An 18,074-nucleotide genomic window follows, 5' to 3' on the forward strand; every position below is an offset into this window, starting at 1 on the left:
GCGCGCGGCACACGCCGCGCGTTTTTTATCTTCAATTGCAGATATTAAGCGCCCAGAAACCCTCTTCCCTGTACCGCTTGGGTGGTGGATTTAGAATGATTTGGGCAGGAAACGCGAAAATGGTCAGTTTGTCAGTTGTCAAGAAAGTGCTGCGACACGCATGGCCGTTCACGCTTGGCGCGATCTGCTGTGTGATCCTGGCGCGCCAACTCAACGGGCTTGATCTTTCTGCACTCTGGTCAGCCGTGATGGGCGTGTCCCCCCTGCAATGGGCCCTCGCGCTCGGCGCCACAGCTGTCAGCTTCCTCGCGGTGTCCCGTTATGATGTCATCGCACTGCGTCACTTCCAGATGATGCGCGCCTCCTCAGAAGCCATGGCCGTGGGCGCAACCGCGATCGGTCTGGGTCAAACCCTTGGCGCTGGGGCCGTCGTCGGGGCCTTTGTGCGCTGGCGCATGATGCCCGACCTGTCTCTCAAAGATTCTGCGCGCATAACCGCATTTGTCACCGTCACCTTTTTGGCCGCCTTGGCCGTGACCATCGCGATTGCGGCGCTCATTTTGCCAACACCGCATATTCCTGCTGCACTGCCATATTGTACGCTCACCGTTGCCTTGGCGGTCGCTGTGCTGGCATTTGTTTTCCCCGTGCTTGCGCGTCAGGGACGGATGCTCAGCTTTCCCACCGTGTCTGCCATGGTCAGCCTGCTGTGCCTCTGCGTTATTGACACGTTCTTCGCCGGGCTTGCGCTGTATATTCTGTTGCCACCTGACGTTTCGGTTGGTTTCGCAACCCTGTTGCCAGTGTTCCTAATCGCACTTGGTGCCGCGATTTTCTCTGGCACTCCCGGCGGTGTCGGCCCGTTTGAATTGACGCTGCTCGCGCTGTTGCCGCACCAACCGGAACCGGCGTTGCTCGGCGCGGTACTGGCTTTCCGCGCAATCTACTACGCTGTGCCTGCGCTGTTGGCCGGTCTTGTCTTCATGCGCCATCTTTTGCGCCCACGCCCTGCCCCAACGCCGCGTCACATCCGTGCGTTTCAACCGCTCGAAGATGCGCCCCTGTCTCCCATCAGCCGCGCTGAACTTGGTGTCATCCGTCAAAACGGCGGCGCGCTTCTGTCTTGCGATGCCGGCCGCTATGGCGCTGTGCGCACCGGTCAGACTTTGGTCGCCCTGTTTGACCCCATCGAAGGAGATGCCAACACGCTGGCACGCCCGCTGCGTCTGGCTGCGCGTGCGCAAAACCGGATCGCCTGCAAATACAAGATCTCTGCCCGTCAGGCCGTGCGCGCCCGCGCCGCGGGCTGGGCAGTGATGCATATCTCAGATGAGGCAGTCCTGCGCCCAACCGAACACAACACCCAAGGCTCAAGCTATCGCCAGCTGCGCCGCAAATTGCGTCATGCCGAGAAAGCCCAAGTGCAGGTCTCTGCCGCGCAAAGCCATCTGCCTCTGACCGACATGGCCCGCGTATCAGCAGCTTGGGAAGCGCAACACGGTGTGCCGCGCGGGCTGACCATGGGGCGGTTTGATGACCTCTATGTGGGCCATCAGAAAGTGTTTCTCGCCTATCAGGATGCGCGCCTTGTCGGTTTTGTAAGCTTCCACGCCACAGCCCATGAATGGTGCCTCGATCTCATGCGCGTGCTGCCTGACGCCCCGGATGGCACCATGCATCTGTTGGTGCAAAACGCGATCGAAACCGCCGCACAGATGGATGTGGACAGCCTATCTCTTGCCGCCGCCCCAGCCTTGCCCACCGGCCGCAGCCGTTTGGAACGCTTTCTGCGCAGCAAACATTTTCAGCATGGCGGCGGGGCTGGCCTGCGCCAGTTCAAAGCCTGCTTTGCACCCCGCTGGCAGCCACTTTTCATGGCGGCACCCGGACCCATGCAGCTTGGCATCGCGACAATTGATATGATCCGCGCCGTAAATCTGCGCAGCGCCCCGGCCACGCCCATTGCATGTTTGCCTACAAATCAGGCACTTGCGACCACTCCATCATCGGTTATGAAACGCGCCTCATAATAGTCTTGCACCAAATGAAGTTGTGCTCATGTCATCCCCATGGCACATCCGGCTCAAACATCACGCGCGCGTGAACCGCGCCGCTAGGAGAGTCCCATGACCAACGCTCTATCCAAGCTTCTGGAAACCCGTGACTGGCTGATGGCAGATGGTGCCACCGGCACAAATCTGTTCAACATGGGCCTCAGTTCTGGCGACGCACCAGAAATCTGGAACGCAACCCATCCAGAAAACATCAAAAAACTCTACAGCCTCGCTGTGGACAATGGGTCCGATATCTTTCTGACCAACTCCTTTGGCGGCAACGCCTCACGCCTGAAACTGCATGATGCGCAGGGCCGTGTGCACGAGCTGAACCGTCTGGCTGCCGAAATCGGCCGCGAGGTTGCGGATGCAGCGGGCCGCCCCGTTGTCGTTGCAGGCTCCGTTGGCCCCACAGGCGACATCATGGAACCTGTCGGAGAGCTGAGCCATGCGCGCGCCGTGGAAATGTTCCACGAACAAGCGGAAGGCCTGAAAGACGGCGGCGCAGACGTGCTCTGGCTCGAAACCATCTCCGCACCCGAAGAATACAAAGCCGCCGCAGAAGCCTTCGCGCTGGCAGACATGCCATGGGTTGGCACCATGAGCTTTGACACTGCTGGTCGCACCATGATGGGGGTCACCTCCGCTGACATGGTGCAGATGGTCAACGCGCTGCCCAATGCGCCCATCGGCTTTGGCGCAAACTGCGGCGTTGGCGCGGCGGATCTGCTGCGCACAGTGCTTGGCTTTTCAGCCCAGGGCACCGAAACCCCGATCATCGCCAAAGGCAACGCCGGCATCCCAAAATACCACGATGGTCACATCCACTATGATGGCACGCCAGAATTGATGGCAGAATACGCGGTGATGGCACGTGACTGTGGCGCAACCATCATTGGCGGCTGCTGTGGCACCATGCCGGAACACCTCAACGCGATGCGCGCCGCGCTGGAAAGCCGCCCCCGTGGTGCCCGTCCGTCGCTGGAACAGGTGACCGAAACCCTCGGTGGCTTCTCCTCCGCGACAGATGGCACGGACAACGACAACGAAGCACCCGCGCGTGAGCGCCGCGGCCGCCGCCGTCGCAGCGCCTAAGTCAGATAAGATCTCGCAAAAAGCCCGGTCATTTTGGCCGGGCTTTTTCTATGGCGATCCGCGCTTTAGGACTCATCTCCATCGGTATCGCCCACGCCCCGCGCACCGCCAAACGTGATGCCGCTCTGGGACGGCCCCGTCAGCGGCCACCGCGCGCCCAGAATACGATCCCGCGGGAAGCGCTTGATGTTCACCGCGTTGCTCTGATTGCCGCCCAGACAATGGACACCGCGACTGTCTTCGCCCGCATAAAAGCCCACATGCCCTTTCCAGGACGCACGGCTATCCCGCCAGAACACAATCACCGCTCCCAACTGCGGCTCACACGCCTCGCCAAATCCCAGCCACTTGCGCGCCCCAAGCGGGGAATTGGGCAAAGGCTCAGACGGCATTGTTGACCCGATACAATGGGCCACAAACAGGCCGCACCACGCAACATCATCGCCCTCATAGTCGATATCCAGATCATCAGCCCATCGCATGATGGCAGGATTATTGCCCGATCCAGCAACCTCTCGGGTGCCCATCAGGCGGTTGGCCTCGTCAAACCAGGGCAAAGTGTCAAAACTGGGCACAGAGGCACCCGTGGCCTCGCCAAACAGCGCTTCATAGGTCAGGGGGCCAACGATGCCATCCGGCACGAGCCCCTGAGACCGTTGGAAATTCTTGATCGCACCGATGGTCATCCTGCCGCGAATGCCGTCCACCGGACCCGGATTGAAGCCTAATAAAATCAATCGCTTTTGGACCTTGGTCCATTCACTTGGAGTCATGGAAGTACTCCTTTTCACACAATACAAAAAACAAAGAGCGTCACATCAACGCCGTTCTCACCATAGCACAAATCTCAGAAAGGCAGAAAAAGCGCATCGTCCGCAGGAATTACAGAGCGGCAACACCGCGTGGCCAAAGCCGCCACGTCTCAAAACGAAGAGAACGCGCAGTCTACCTTTTAAAACAAGGCCAACTGCCCGTCCCGCGCCAGCGGCACCTCAAACAGATCGGTCCGCAACTTTGCCAAATCTTTGCTCAAACCAAAGCGTTTGCGCGCCGCTTCAAACCGTTGCGCAATCATCTGCGCATAGACCCCGTCGCCACGCATACGTTTGCCCCACTCCGCCGAATAAGCTTCGCCATCATGCATTTCCCGCACCCGCGCCATCACCTTGGCCGCGCGTCCCGGATAGGCCTCCTCAAGCCATTCCACAAACAGGGGGGCCACCTCGCGTGGCAGCCGCAGCATGACCCAGCTCGCCGCCTGTGCGCCCGCCTCTGCCCCCGCCTGCAGCAGCCGCTCGACCTCATGATCGCTCAGTCCGGGCACCACAGGCGATACCATCACCCGCACAGGCACACCGGCCGCACTGAGTTTTCGAATTATGTCGACACGCCGCCCCGGCAAAGGGCAGCGCGGCTCCATCGCCCGTGACAGGTCTGCGTCCATGGTGGTCAGCGAAATCCCCACCTGCGCCAGCCCTTTCGCAGCCATTCGCGCCAGAATGTCGACGTCGCGCTCAATCAATGTGCCTTTGGTCACAATCGCCACAGGATGATTGAACCGCTCCAGCACCTCCAAAACCGCCCGCATCACCCGATAGCGCCGCTCAATCGGCTGATACGGATCCGTATTGGTCCCAATCGCCAGCACATCGGCCCGATAGCCCCGTCGGCTCAACTCTTTTTCAAGCACCTCAGCCGCCTTGGGCCGCGCCACCAACTTGGTTTCAAAATCCAATCCCGGCGACAGCCCCAGATACGCATGGGTCGGGCGCGCAAAGCAGTAGATGCAGCCATGCTCACACCCGCGATACGGATTGAGCGACCGATCAAACGAAATATCAGGGGACTGATTGCGCGTTATCACACTGCGCGGGCGTTCCTCGCGCACGTCGGTCAGAAAACGGTCACGCACCTCTTCTATATCCCAGCCGTCATTTATGTCTTCACGCTGGGTCTCAAACCGGCTCGCATGATTGCTCACAGCTCCGCGTGCACGCCGGCGATCACGGTCGATTTTGGGCAAAAAATCCTCTGACATCGGCTATAATTAGAACAAAACACGAACAAATGCAACAAAACCCATGATCTGGATGAAAAACTTTCATCGCCGCATAGGTTTTTCTGCCTACACGTCGCACGCGGCCTTGGCTATGTCGTTAATCAGACAGTCTGTCGCACCAAAAAGTCCGACACCTGTCTTAACAATAAGCAACCGCCGCCCGCACATGGGCCGCGCCAAGGTATGGGAAAACGCGCATGTCAGAAGAAGAAGACATCATCCTGTCCGAGCTGGACGACGAAGAGCTTGTCCAACAGATGTTTGACGACCTCTACGATGGCCTCAAAGAGGAAATCGAAGAAGGCGTGAACATCCTTCTGGAGCGCGGCTGGGCCCCCTACCGCATCCTGACCGAAGCACTGGTTGGTGGCATGACCATCGTTGGCGCTGACTTCCGCGACGGCATCCTGTTCGTGCCGGAAGTGCTACTGGCGGCCAACGCGATGAAGGGCGGCATGGCCATCCTGAAGCCGCTGCTGGCAGAAACCGGCGCACCGCGCATGGGCTCCATGGTGATCGGCACCGTAAAGGGCGACATCCACGACATCGGCAAAAACCTCGTCTCCATGATGATGGAAGGCGCAGGCTTTGAAGTGGTCGATCTGGGCATCAACAACCCGGTTGAAAACTACATCGAAGCTCTGGAAGAGCACAAACCAGACATCCTCGGCATGTCCGCTCTGCTGACCACCACCATGCCTTACATGAAGGTCGTGATCGACACGATGGTCGAGCAAGGCCTGCGTGATGAATACATCGTTCTGGTTGGCGGCGCGCCCCTGAACGAAGAGTTCGGCAAAGCCATCGGTGCAGACGGATACTGCCGTGACGCAGCTGTCGCTGTGGAAATGGCAAAGGACTTTGTGGCCCGCAAGCACAATCAAATGGCTGCAGGCTAACCCCGAATAACACTCCCACCGCGCGAGCGGACCTGGCCCGCCTTCTTAGGCGGGCCTTTTTGTAACTGGGTATCGCTGACAACACTGCGCGCTCACTGATCGCGATGATCAACCAAAACTGTGAAGAAGTCGGTTGGGTGAGCCGCAAACTGCGATAAAGTGAAGCTATGTCTGGTCTTTATTCTCCTGATCTTGCCCGCATTCACGCCGAAGGCTTCACTGCAACTTTTGCGCAGTCTTTCGATTGGCTCGCCGAAACCCTCCAACACGGCCCAACGCCGCCCAAGCTGTTTGATGTCGGATGTGGCGACGGCGCTTGGCTTGACGCAGCGCGCTCACGTGGCGTGATGGGCGCGGGCATTGATCTTTCTCCGGCTTTTGTTGCGCGCGCACGTCAGCGTGGTCTTGATGTGTGCGAGGGCAACGCCGCGAACGCAAGTATTCCTTCAGGCACAACTGCGATCACCTGCCTTGGCGAAGTACTCAGTTACATTGATCCGGCCACCGGCCATGACACACTTGTCCCCTTTGCGCAGACCGCCTTTGACGCACTGCCATCGGGCGGCCTTGTGCTGGCAGACCTGATCGGCCACCGCTGTCTGCCACAAGCAGCGCGTCACAGCGGCGATGACTGGGCGGTGCGTGTCGAAGTCACCGTGGGTGGCAGTCGGCTCTCCCGCCGCATCGAAACCCAGGTCGCCGACCGCATCGACTGGGTCACCCACCATCAAACCCGCCGCGCGCCTCAGGCCACCAAAGCCGCGCTTGAGGCCATCGGCTGGCGCTGCGACATCCTACAATCCTACGGCCCGGCGCCGCTGCTGCCGGGACATTTTGCCATTCACCTGATCAAACCGTGACCCAGCCATGAAAACGCCAAGTCCCCTCCCAGATGACACAACGCTCACAACAACTGGCCTCGCGCCAACCGGCGATACCGGCCGTGTTCTGCTGCTGGCTTGCGGCGCACTGGCACGCGAAATTCTCGACCTGATCAAGCTCAATCAATGGTCGCATATGGATCTCACCTGCCTGCCAGCAATCTATCACGTGCAGCCAGAGAAAATCGCCCCGGCCGTGCGCGAAGCTGTCGCCAAACATCGCAACACCCACAGCCAGATCTTTGTGGTCTACGCCGATTGCGGCACCGGTGGCCAACTCGAACAAACCTGTCAGGAACTCGGCGTCGAAATGATCGCGGGGCCCCATTGCTACAGCTTCTTTGAGGGCAACACCCGGTTCGCGGAAATCGCAGAAGACGAATTCACCGCCTTCTACCTCACCGACTTTCTCGTTCGCCAGTTTGACGCCTTTGTCATCAAACCCATGGGGCTCGACCGCCACCCGGAACTGCGCGACATGTATTTTGGCAACTATGAAAAACTGGTCTATCAGGCACAGACCGATGATCCTGAGCTGACAGAGAAGGCCAAAGACTGCGCCGACCGCCTCGGCCTCGCCTTTGAGCGGCGCTACACGGGATATGGCGATCTGGAAGTCGCGCTGCGCAGCAAAAGCTAACTCAGATCCAAGTGCCACTTCGGCCTAGCTCTCTGAAATCTAACTCAAAAGTTGCCCCCGCTGCGCCAAAGGCTTAAAAAGCCAAAATGATTCAGCGGCAGCTCCGATATAGACCTTTGCTCAAATACCTCCTGCCTGTCGCAGTGTTTTCTGTGCTTGCGGCATGCGACTCCACGGGCGGAAGCTTCAATTCAAAGGCCACACGTATGGGCGATTTTGACGTGCGCTACATTGCGCTCAGAAATGAGGAAGTGGCCAACACTGGCCCGCTCACGCCACTGCTTTTCACCTTCAGCTATGCAGGTTTCAGCCCTGCAAACGGCGTCACGCAAGCGGATCTGAAAGCCGAAGCCAAACGCCTCGGCCTCGACATGAACACCATGCGCATCATTTATGGCAGCAACCCCTACAAGTCTGAGGATGGCACATTGCATGTCTGCACGGTTGAGGCCATTCGCCAACGCCTATGCAAAGCCGCGCCAACCTTGCCGCTTGAGCAGCGCATCTCCTATGCCAAAACACTGCTCGCAAGCGACAACCGCTGTTCTTGGGTTGAATTTGACCCGGCTTACAACAAGAAAGCCACCTTCTCGCTTGGCGGTGATGATCAGACGCTCAACATCAAGGCTGACTGCTGAAGCCGCCGCCATGTCACGGGGCATCCCATGCGCCAAAAGCTTTGCTCTGGTGAACCTCACGCCTTACGCGTCAATCCGCAGGCGCAACATACCTACACCAGTGACGTCACCCACAGGATCGTCGCATCTTCATCGCTCACCGACACAACATTGTGGCCCATCGCACCATCGTAATAGGCACTGTCGCCCCGCCGCATTTCCACCGGTTCATAATACTCTGTGTAGAGCGTGATCACCCCGGTCAGCACATAGAGAAATTCTTCGCCGTCATGGCGCACCCAGCCGTCAAACTCATCCATCGAGCGCGCCCGCACCCGAGCGCGATATGGCAGCATCGCTTTCTTGCGCAGCCCCTCGGCAAGCAGCTCATGCTCATATGTCGTTGTGACCTGCTGCGCACCCTCGCCAAATTTCACCACCGACATGCGGCCCGTGATCTGATCTTTCTGCGGCGCGGTGAACAGCTGTGGCACGGAGATCTCCAGTCCCACCGCCAGTTTCTTCACCGCGTCATAGGTCGGCGACATCTGACCGTTTTCAATCTTAGAAAGCGTGGAACGCGCCAGCCCCGCCTGATTGGCCGCCTGTTCCAACGTCCAATTGCGCGCCTTGCGCAACTCGCGCACGCGCTGGCCAAGGTCAAGCGGTTCCACATGGTCCTGCTCGCCATTTTCACGGGCAATACGGATGAGCGATTTGGGGTCTTTTGCTGTCATAGCCGCGCTTCTAGCCTGCCTGCCCCCTTGCCTGCAACCGCCACGTCGCGCTTGCACTGCGCTCCCGGGCTGCTTACCCCATCCCTATGACACCGCTGACCATATCGCTCTTTGATCAGGGCCCGCCCGCTGCCTGCCCCAAGCCGTTCAACATGGCCGCGCATGTGCTGCGCCATGCCGACGCGCTTTCAGAGAAACCCGCGCTGGAAGTGCTCTCTGAAACGGGCGCGCACGTCTGGACTTACGGCGCTCTGAAATCTGCCATTCTTGGCACGGCGGCAGGTCTTCTGCATGCAGGTTTCAAACCCGGCGACCCTCTCCTTATGCGGCTCGGCAACACAGTGGACTTCCCCATTGCCTATCTCGCGGCCATTGCCGTCGGCCTGATCCCAGTGCCAACCTCCGCTCAACTGACCGCACCCGAGGTCGCCCGCATCATCGACACACTCGCCCCAGCGGCCGTTCTGCATGACCCAGCCGTCGCCACCGCTGAGACCGCAACGGCCAAAAACATCTCAACCGCAGACCTGCACGACATGCGCAACCTGCCGCCTGCAGACTTTGCCATGGGCGACCCCAATCGCCCAGCATACATCATCTACACCTCCGGCACCTCGGGCCAACCGCGCGCTGTGGTGCATGCCCACCGCGCCATCTGGGCACGCCAGATGATGTTTGACGGCTGGTATGGCCTGCGTCGTGATGATCGCCTGCTGCACGCGGGTGCCTTCAACTGGACCTTCACCCTTGGCACCGGCCTAATGGATCCCTGGACCATCGGCGCCACCGCCCTCATCCCCGAAGCAGACACACCACCGGCGGCCCTGCCAAACCTGCTGCACCAGCATCAGGCGACGCTCTTTGCCGCCGCGCCGGGGGTGTACCGCAAAATGCTGGACACACCCGAAGACCCGGCGCTGCCGACCCTGCGCCATGGGCTCTGCGCGGGCGAAAAACTCTCAGAGCCTCTGCGCCAACGCTGGCAGGAGGCCACCGGTACCGCGCTGTATGAGGCTTTCGGCATGTCGGAATGCTCCACCTTCATCTCCGCCAGCCCGACTGCACCCGCCCCAGCCAGCACACTGGGCCAACCCCAATCGGGCCGCCGCATCGCGATCCTCAAAGATGGCCAGCCTGCGCCGCTCAACACACCGGGTGTGATTGCGATCCACAAGTCTGATGCGGGCCTCATGCGCGGCTATTTCAACGCCCCAGAAGAGACCGCCGCGCGCTTTGACGGAGAATGGTTCCTCACCGGCGATCTCGGCGCCATGGATGCGCAGGGCCACATTACCTACATGGGTCGGGCCGATGATATGATGAACGCAGGCGGCTTTCGCCTCTCCCCGCTGGAGGTCGAAGCCGCGCTCGCCACCCACCCGGATCTCGCCACAATCGCTGTCACCGATGTCGAGATCAAAGCCGACACCCGTGTCATTGCCGCCTTCTATACCGCCGATCACGATCTCGTGGAGGCCGATCTGAAAGCCTTTGCGGCCGCCCGCCTGGCGCGCTACAAGCAGCCACGGCTCTATATCCGCCTGCCCGTTCTGCCCACCAATGCAAACGGCAAACTCAACCGCCGCGCCCTGCGCACAGAACTTAACGCACAAACCCTCAAGGCCAAACCATGATCAAACTCGACATCATCTCCGACCCGATCTGCCCGTGGTGCTACATCGGAAAGACCCGCCTTGAGAAAGCCCTCGCAGAGGCCGAAGACCACCCGTTTGTCATCGAATGGCACCCTTTCCAGCTCAACCCGGACATGCCTGCCGCTGGTATGGACCGCCGCGAATATCTGGAAACCAAGTTTGGCGGCAAAGAAAACGCCGTGCGCGTCTATGGCGAAATCGAACAACACGCCCGCGATGAAGGGCTGGAAATCGATTTTGCCGCAATGAAGCGCACCCCCAACACGATCAACGCCCACCGCCTGATCCACTGGGCCGGGATTGAGCAAAAACAAAACGCGGTGGTGGATGCGCTCTTTGCCGCCTATTTCAACGAAGGTCGCGACATTGGCGACATTGACGTGCTGGCAGATATTGCCGACAGCGCCGGGATGGACGCCGCCGTGGTGCGCAAACTGCTGGAGTCCGACGCCGATGTCGAAGACATCCGCGCCCGCGATGCCCACAGCCGAAAAATGGGTGTGAATTCTGTACCCACCTTCATTGTGGCCAACCAACACGCGGTTCCGGGTGCCCAGCCAGTCGAACTCTGGCTCAAAGTGATTGCTGATCTGAAAGCGCAAACAGCGGCTGAATAGTCGTTCACCTTTCCGCTTGTGACCCTCCCAACACCGGGGTAAGCTGCGCCAAGTCCGCAGCCCATTGGTGCTGTCTGGCACAGTCACGCACAACACCCCAACTGGTGTGGGCCAGCATGTCTCGCCGTACCGCGCTTGCGGTCTGGCTGCAGTCCCGCATCGCGCAATCGGCAATGGAGCCCGTCATGACCAAAGACAATCTGCCCATGACGCAGGTCGAATTCATCGCGCTCTGCGCCATGATGTTTTCCACCATTGCCTTCTCCATTGATGCCATGTTGCCCGCATTGCCGGAAATCGCGGCGGAGCTGAGCCCCGACGCCCCAACACGGGCCACGCTCATCATCACCTCCTTTGTGATGGGTATGGGGCTCGGCACATTTTTCACAGGCCCTCTATCTGATCGCTTTGGTCGCAAGCCCGTTCTGATCGGTGGCGCTCTGTTGTTTTCCCTATGTGCTTTCATCGGCTGGCAAAGCCAGACCTTGGAGCTTGTGCTGCTTGCACGCTTTTTTCAGGGTGTCGGAGCCGCTGGACCGCGCATTGCCACTCTGGCCATTGTGCGTGATCTCTTTGCTGGCCGGGAAATGGCGCGCATTATGTCATTTTCCATGATGATCTTCACACTGGTGCCAGCAGTCGCGCCAGCCATGGGGGCCCTGATCATTGATCTGTCGTCCTGGCGCGGAATTTTTGCCGCCTTCATCGTCTTTTCTGTGATTTCCATGCTGTGGGTGGGCCTGCGCTTGCCAGAACCGCTGGCCGTCGAAAATCGTCGCCCTTTCAGCTTTGCCAATCTGATGTCTGGCGTGCGCGAAATGTGGGCAATTCCTGCGGTGCGCACCTCTATGCTGGTGCAGTCCCTGATCTTTGCCGCGCTGTTTGCCATGATCAGCTCTGTGCAGCCAATCTACGCCCAAACTTTTGACCGCGCAGATCAATTCCCAATTTGGTTCGCCGCCATTGCCCTGTTTTCTGGCTCCGCCAGTTTCATTAATGCAAAACTCGTCATGGTATTAGGGATGCGCTATCTGGTCACCGTGGCCATTGCAGCACAGGCTGTGTTTGCGCTGGTGATGATCGCGGCAAGCACAACACCTGATATCAGCATTCAGTTCACAGCCTTTGTCATCTGGCAATCCGGGGTGTTTTTCACCATTGGCATGACCATCGGAAATCTAAACGCCATGGCGATGGAACCGCTTGGACATATGGCCGGCACTGCGGCCTCTGTCATGGGCGCGATCTCCACCATCCTCGGCGGCTTGCTGGCCACCCCAATCGGCCTTGCCTTTGACGGCACCCCGTTCCCTATGGCAATCGCCCTCTTTGCACTTGCGGTCGTCAGCTTTGCAATGATGCTACACATGCGCCGACTTGAAGCGCAGCCCGCGTAACACACGTAAAAATTGCAGTTGGGCGTACACTGTGAAAGAGTTGCGCCATGCAAACACCCCTTCTGATCCGCAATCGCAATTACCGCCTGCTCTTTGCCTCAGGCGCATTGACCAATCTTGGCGATGGCGTTGTAGTTCTGGCCTTGCCCTGGCTGGCGACATTACTCACGAAAGACCCATTTGCCATCGCCTGCGTCGCCGCGGCAGGCCGTCTGCCTTGGCTGCTGTTTGCCCTGCCCGCAGGGGTGATCGCCGATCAGATTGACCGCCGCAAACTCATCGCACGTGCGGATCTGCTGCGCGCCGCTCTTGTGGCTGCCATTCTCTGGCTCGCGCTGAGCACACCCAGCTCCGGTGCCATCTGGCTACTGACCGGCCTTGCCTTCCTGCTTGGCTCTGCCGAAGTGATGCGCGACAACGCAGCGCAAACGCTTCTGCCTGATATTGTCAGCCCTGGAGATCTGGAAACCGCCAACGGCCAGATGTGGAGCATCGAACAACTCACCGGTCAATTCATCGGCCCACCCTTGGCCGGGCTGCTGATTGCCTCCTCCATCGCCCTGCCCTTTGGCCTCGATATCGCCGCGCTGGTGCTCGCAGCCGGGCTGGTCTGGCTGATTTCATTGGCACCCCGCAGTGTGCCCAAGCAAAACTTCCTCACTGCATTGCAAGAAGGCATCGCCTTCATGCGCACAGACCCGGTGCTGCTGCGTCTCGCAATCGTGCTCGGCTGTGCCAATTTCATCGCCATGGCCACACTGACAGTGCAAACGCTTTTTGCACAAGACGTGCTCGACCTGTCAGCCTCTCACTACGGGGTTGTGCTCTCCGTGGCGGCCCTTGGGGCAATCACTGGCAGCCTGCTTGCCCCGTGGATCACACGCCACTTAGGCATTGGGATCTGCCTCTATCTCTCCATTGCAGGCTGGGCCATCGGCTATGGCACCATTGGGCTCAGCACCAGCAGCATCGCAATGGCCCTTGCCCTCTTTGGCGTGATGGCCTGCGCAATGCTATGGAACGTCATCACCGTGTCATGGCGCCAGCGCCGCATCCCGACCGCCCTTCTAGGCCGCGTCAACAGCATTTATCGCTTCTTTGGCTGGGGCAGCATGCCTTTGGGTGCGCTTGCGGGTGGCGCCACCGTTGCCCTGCTCGAAGGCCCTTTCCCGCGTGAACTCGCGCTGCGCGCACCCTTCCTGATCGCAGCTGCGCTCTGCCTGATCCTGTTGCTCTACGCAGCCCTGCGCCTGCGGCTCGACTGAACCGCTATCAAAGGCGCCCAACAGCACGAGGTAGGCAGCGCCCCTGACTACTTCGCCGCCTTCGCCTTTGCGCGTTTTTTCTCGTTCACAACCTTCTGGGCCAGATCACGGGCAATCGCAAAAGCGCCTTTGATCTTGTCTGAAGATTTCGCCCAATCACGTCGTACAACAATCTTGTTGTCTTTGACCTTGGCGAGCCCCTTCTGATCCTGAATGAACTCCACCAACCCCTGCGGGGAGGCAAACTTGTCATTGTGGAACTGGATCGTCGCGCCTTTTGGTCCGCCATCAAGCTTGGCAATCCCGGCTTTCTTGCACATCTCTTTGATGCGCACGATCAGCAGCAACGTATTGACCTCTTTGGGCAATTTCCCAAACCGGTCGATCAGCTCCGCCGCAAAGCCTTCAAGCTCCACCTTGCCCTGCAACCCGCTCAGGCGGCGATACAGCCCAAGACGTACGTCCAGATCCGGCACATAATCTTCCGGGATCAACACAGGCACACCCAGATTGATCTGCGGCGCCCATTGGTCATCGGCATCGCTCAAACCTTCCAGCTCACCTGCCTTGATCTTGGCAATCGCCTCCTCAAGCATCGACTGATAGAGCTCATAGCCCACATCCCGCATCTGCCCGGATTGCTCTTCGCCCAAGAGGTTCCCCGCCCCGCGAATATCAAGGTCTTGCGAGGCCAGCGTAAAGCCTGCCCCCAGCGTATCCAGCGAACCAAGCACCCGCAGACGTTTCTCTGCCGCAGGCGTCAGTTTGGCTCGCGGTTTGGTGGTCAGATAGGCATAAGCCCGTGTTTTGGAGCGCCCGACCCGGCCCCGGATCTGATACAGCTGCGCGAGGCCAAACATATCGGCGCGGTGCACAATCATCGTGTTCGCCGTCGGAATATCCAACCCGCTTTCCACAATCGTGGTCGCCAACAGCACATCATATTTGCCGTCATAAAACGCGTTCATCCGGTCATCGAGCTCACCCGCCGCCATTTGCCCATGGGCGGTGACAACACTCACCTCTGGCACATGGTCGCGCAAAAACTCTTCGATTTCCGGCAGATCGCTCACCCGTGGCACCACATAGAAGCTCTGCCCGCCGCGATAATGCTCGCGCAGCAGCGCCTCACGCACAGTCACCGCGTCAAAGCTGCTCACATAGGTGCGGATCGCCAGACGATCCACGGGCGGCGTGCCAATGATCGACAGATCACGCACACCTGACAGGCTCAGCTGCAGCGTCCGCGGGATCGGCGTCGCCGTGAGCGTCAGCACATGCACATCGCTGCGCATCTGTTTCAGCCGCTCTTTATGCGCCACACCAAAATGCTGCTCTTCATCGATGATCAGCAGCCCAAGGTTCTTGAACCGCGTGTTCTTGGCCAGCAACGCATGGGTGCCCACCACGATATCCACCGTGCCATGGGCCATGCCATCACGGGTCTTTTCGGCTTCTTTGGCCGAAACAAAGCGTGACAAGGCTCTGACTTCCAAAGGAAATCCACGGAACCTCTCAGCAAACCCCTTGGCATGCTGACGCGCCAAAAGCGTGGTCGGCGCAATCACCGCCACCTGCTGACCTGACATCGCCGCCACAAAGGCCGCGCGCATCGCGACCTCGGTCTTGCCAAAGCCCACATCGCCACAGACCAGCCGATCCATCGGGCGCCCCGAGGCCAGATCGTCAATCACATCGCCAATCGCGCGCAGCTGATCATCGGTCTCCTGATAGGGGAAGCGCGCCGCAAACTCTTCCCACGCATGATGCTGCGCTTCCAGCACAGGGGCTGAGCGCAATTCCCGCTCCGCCGCCACCCGGATCAACCGATCCGCCATCTCGCGGATACGCTCTTTCAGCTTGGCTTTCTTGGCCTGCCAAGCGCCGCCCCCGAGCCGATCCAGCAAGCCCTCGTCATGGCCGTATTTGGAAAGCAGCTCGATGTTCTCAACCGGCAGGTAAAGCTTTGCACCCTCAGCATATTCCAGCAGGATGCATTCATGCGCGGCCCCTGCCGCTGTAACCACCTCAAGCCCGTGATAGCGCCCAATCCCGTGGTCCACATGCACCACCAGATCGCCGGGGCTCAACGATTGTGTTTCGGTCAGGAAATTCTCAGCGCGTTTCTTTTTGCGCGGCGCGCGGATCAGGCGATCCCCCAGCACATCCTGCTCAGAAATCACCGTCATACCCGGCGTTTCAAACCCGTGTTCCAGCGCCCAGACCACAAGATACAGCCCGGTCTTGCCGATCCGGCTTGCGTCTTTCACCAGAATGGTTTCCGCAAGGCCCTCATCTTCGATCAGCCCGCTAAGACGTTCGCGCGCGCCTTCCGAATAGCTCGCAACCACCACCGGTCCAGCCGGTAACTTCTTGTTAATATGATCCGCCAAGGCCCCGAAAAGGCTTATGTTTTCCTGTTGGCGCTCAGGCGAGAAATTGCGTCCAATACGGCCACCTGCATCAATGGTGCCCGGCCCCGACGCCTGCGGCAGAGCTGCGAAGTGCAACATACGACGCCCCGCGACCGCCTTCTCCCAGGCCGCATCATCCAGATACAGCAGCCCCGGCGGTACAGGTTTGTAAACCGTGTCCATCCGCGCCTTCTGGGCCATCGCGTGCTGACGGGTTTCATACTGATCGGCAATCGCTTCCCAACGTGCAAGGCGCGCTGCATCTGTTTGATCATCCACGGAAATTGACGCATCAGGCAGATAGTCAAACAGCGTTTCCAGCTCTGCGTGGAAAAACGGCAACCAGTGCTCTACACCCTGATGTTTGCGCCCCGCGCTGATCGCCTCATAAAGCGGATCATCCGTGCCCGCTGCACCAAACTCGATCCGGTAATTCTGCCGGAACCGCGTGATCGCCGCCTCATCCAGAATGACTTCACTGACCGGGGCAAGTTCAATCGCATCCAGCTTTTCTGTGGTGCGCTGCGTCGCGGGATCAAACCGGCGCGCGCCGTCCAGCACATCGCCAAAGAAATCAAGCCGCACCGGCCCGCTGTCACCGGGCGGATAGATATCAATGATGCCGCCACGAATGGCATAGTCGCCCGGCTCCATCACCGTTGGCGCTTGCGAAAAGCCCATACGGACAAGGAAGTTACGGAGCGCCTCTTCATCCACACGTGCATCCACCTGCGCCCGAAACGCGGCCTCTTTCAGCACATGGCGCGCTGGCACACGTTGGGTGGCCGCATTGAGTGTCGTGAGTAGAACAAAGCGCTCAGGCATACCATGCACGAGCCCCGCCAGCGTCGCCATGCGCGTCGCGGAAATATCGGCATTGGGCGACACACGGTCATAGGGCAAGCAGTCCCAGCCCGGAAAGACAATGACCGGCATATCCGGTTGAAAGAAGTTCAGCGCCGCCTTTGTGGCCACCATGCGCTTGTCGTCGCGCGCCACATGGATCACGGGGCCGCCCCGCTTGGCCACCTCATTTAGAATGAGCTGTGCGTCAAAGCCTTCTGGCGCCCCACCAACGGAAATGTGCTGCGCGTCGTTCATCACTCTTTTCTCACATTTTCAAAGGCATACGCCCAAAAATTAACCCAGCGGTGACACCACAAGGTTCTGATACATGCCCCACAGCGAGGTCACAAAAATAGAAATCATCCCAATGACCTGAACGCCGAGCCTGTGGCGTGCCAAACGCTTACGCAGCCCATCACCTTCCAGATCACTGCCTTGGATGTGACGCGAGGTGCGCACGCTCAAAGCGCCGACAAAACTCATCGGAAAGGCAATCAAAAACACCGCCTGCGCGAATTCCACCGAATACCCAAAGCCCATCACCGCCAGCCCGGTCAGAACAAAACTCACAATGCCAACCAACCACATGCCAGCAATATCAACAGTATACAGGATGCGGTTTACGTTGATGGCCACCAGCGCTTGAAAGTCCTTTTCAAGCTGCCCACCCTTGCGTTTTGCGCGTAAGGCCAGATCCCAAGGCACCCCCAGCACCCAATGGCTGGCAGACGACCAAACAACGGCAATCGCAATCCAGTACCAAAGATTTGAAAAACTTCGGAAGTCGATGAGTTCTAGTACGGTATGGCTCAGGTCCAAAGGTCACACTGCCCTTTAAATTTTTAACCGACATACCCTGCCACTGCGGCAATTCCTAGCCTTGAGATAAGGGAATTTC

General features: G+C 59.2%; 15 protein-coding genes. 10 read left to right on the top strand and 5 right to left on the bottom strand.

The window, feature by feature from the left end:
* The first annotated feature begins 119 nt into the window (after window positions 1–119).
* Entirely contained in the window at window positions 120–2,030 is a 1,911-nt protein-coding gene (locus J7413_RS02000) for a phosphatidylglycerol lysyltransferase domain-containing protein (protein WP_209095869.1), read from the top strand.
* A 96-nt stretch (window positions 2,031–2,126) separates the two neighbouring features.
* Window positions 2,127–3,149 carry a betaine--homocysteine S-methyltransferase gene (gene bmt / locus J7413_RS02005; RefSeq protein WP_209095871.1) on the top strand — a complete coding sequence of 341 codons (1,023 nt, stop codon included), beginning with the start codon at window positions 2,127–2,129 and terminating at the stop codon, window positions 3,147–3,149.
* Between the two features lie 65 nt (window positions 3,150–3,214).
* Here bmt and J7413_RS02010 read toward each other — a convergent pair whose 3' ends face one another.
* Together J7413_RS02010 and J7413_RS02015 are read right to left on the bottom strand one after the other, a co-directional pair.
* Window positions 3,215–3,922 (bottom strand): TIGR02594 family protein, encoded by a 708-nt coding sequence (locus J7413_RS02010; RefSeq protein ID WP_209095873.1) that lies wholly within the window; start codon window positions 3,920–3,922, stop codon window positions 3,215–3,217.
* Window positions 3,923–4,101: 179 nt separating this feature from the next.
* The gene (locus J7413_RS02015; RefSeq protein WP_209095875.1) at window positions 4,102–5,187 is read right to left on the bottom strand and encodes a PA0069 family radical SAM protein; all 1,086 of its coding nucleotides are present in this window, start codon (window positions 5,185–5,187) and stop codon (window positions 4,102–4,104) included.
* Window positions 5,188–5,405: 218 nt separating this feature from the next.
* Between J7413_RS02015 and J7413_RS02020 the strand changes: the two genes are divergently transcribed.
* The 4 genes from J7413_RS02020 to J7413_RS02035 all read left to right on the top strand — a co-directional run bounded on the left by J7413_RS02020 (window position 5,406) and on the right by J7413_RS02035 (window position 8,266).
* Complete coding sequence (locus J7413_RS02020; RefSeq protein ID WP_209095877.1) at window positions 5,406–6,107, top strand: B12-binding domain-containing protein; 702 nt, start codon at window positions 5,406–5,408, stop codon at window positions 6,105–6,107.
* A 167-nt stretch (window positions 6,108–6,274) separates the two neighbouring features.
* Window positions 6,275–6,967, top strand: a complete 693-nt coding sequence (locus tag J7413_RS02025) for a methyltransferase domain-containing protein (protein ID WP_209095879.1) — start codon at window positions 6,275–6,277, stop codon at window positions 6,965–6,967.
* A 7-nt stretch (window positions 6,968–6,974) separates the two neighbouring features.
* Complete coding sequence (locus J7413_RS02030) at window positions 6,975–7,628, top strand: DUF1638 domain-containing protein (RefSeq protein WP_209095881.1); 654 nt, start codon at window positions 6,975–6,977, stop codon at window positions 7,626–7,628.
* Between the two features lie 206 nt (window positions 7,629–7,834).
* Entirely contained in the window at window positions 7,835–8,266 is a 432-nt protein-coding gene (locus J7413_RS02035; RefSeq protein WP_209095883.1) for a hypothetical protein, read from the top strand.
* Between the two features lie 92 nt (window positions 8,267–8,358).
* On the opposite strand, the gene J7413_RS02040 is transcribed toward J7413_RS02035, so the two are convergent.
* A complete protein-coding gene (locus J7413_RS02040) occupies window positions 8,359–8,982 on the bottom strand; it encodes an XRE family transcriptional regulator (RefSeq protein ID WP_209095885.1) in 624 nt (207 codons plus the stop codon).
* An 86-nt stretch (window positions 8,983–9,068) separates the two neighbouring features.
* Here J7413_RS02040 and J7413_RS02045 point away from each other — a divergent pair, with 86 nt between their 5' ends.
* From J7413_RS02045 to J7413_RS02060, 4 genes are all read left to right on the top strand, one after another.
* On the top strand, window positions 9,069–10,616 hold the full coding sequence (locus J7413_RS02045; RefSeq protein WP_209095887.1) for a class I adenylate-forming enzyme family protein: 1,548 nt from the start codon (window positions 9,069–9,071) through the stop codon (window positions 10,614–10,616).
* A complete protein-coding gene (locus J7413_RS02050; RefSeq protein WP_209095889.1) occupies window positions 10,613–11,254 on the top strand; it encodes a DsbA family oxidoreductase in 642 nt (213 codons plus the stop codon). Before J7413_RS02045 ends, J7413_RS02050 begins: the two co-directional genes overlap by 4 nt.
* Before the next feature lie 116 nt (window positions 11,255–11,370).
* A complete protein-coding gene (locus tag J7413_RS02055) occupies window positions 11,371–12,651 on the top strand; it encodes a multidrug effflux MFS transporter (RefSeq protein ID WP_348538712.1) in 1,281 nt (426 codons plus the stop codon).
* A 47-nt stretch (window positions 12,652–12,698) separates the two neighbouring features.
* Complete coding sequence (locus J7413_RS02060) at window positions 12,699–13,916, top strand: MFS transporter (RefSeq protein WP_209095891.1); 1,218 nt, start codon at window positions 12,699–12,701, stop codon at window positions 13,914–13,916.
* A 47-nt stretch (window positions 13,917–13,963) separates the two neighbouring features.
* Here the strand turns inward: J7413_RS02060 and mfd are convergent, their stop codons facing one another.
* On the bottom strand, window positions 13,964–17,431 hold the full coding sequence (gene mfd, locus J7413_RS02065) for a transcription-repair coupling factor (protein WP_209095893.1): 3,468 nt from the start codon (window positions 17,429–17,431) through the stop codon (window positions 13,964–13,966).
* 39 nt (window positions 17,432–17,470) lie between these two features.
* Window positions 17,471–17,995, bottom strand: coding sequence for a component of SufBCD complex (locus J7413_RS02070; protein WP_209095895.1), 525 nt, complete (start codon window positions 17,993–17,995; stop codon window positions 17,471–17,473).
* Between the last annotated feature and the right edge of the window lie 79 nt (window positions 17,996–18,074).

The organism is Shimia sp. R10_1 (assembly GCF_017744095.1).
GTDB lineage: Bacteria > Pseudomonadota > Alphaproteobacteria > Rhodobacterales > Rhodobacteraceae > Shimia.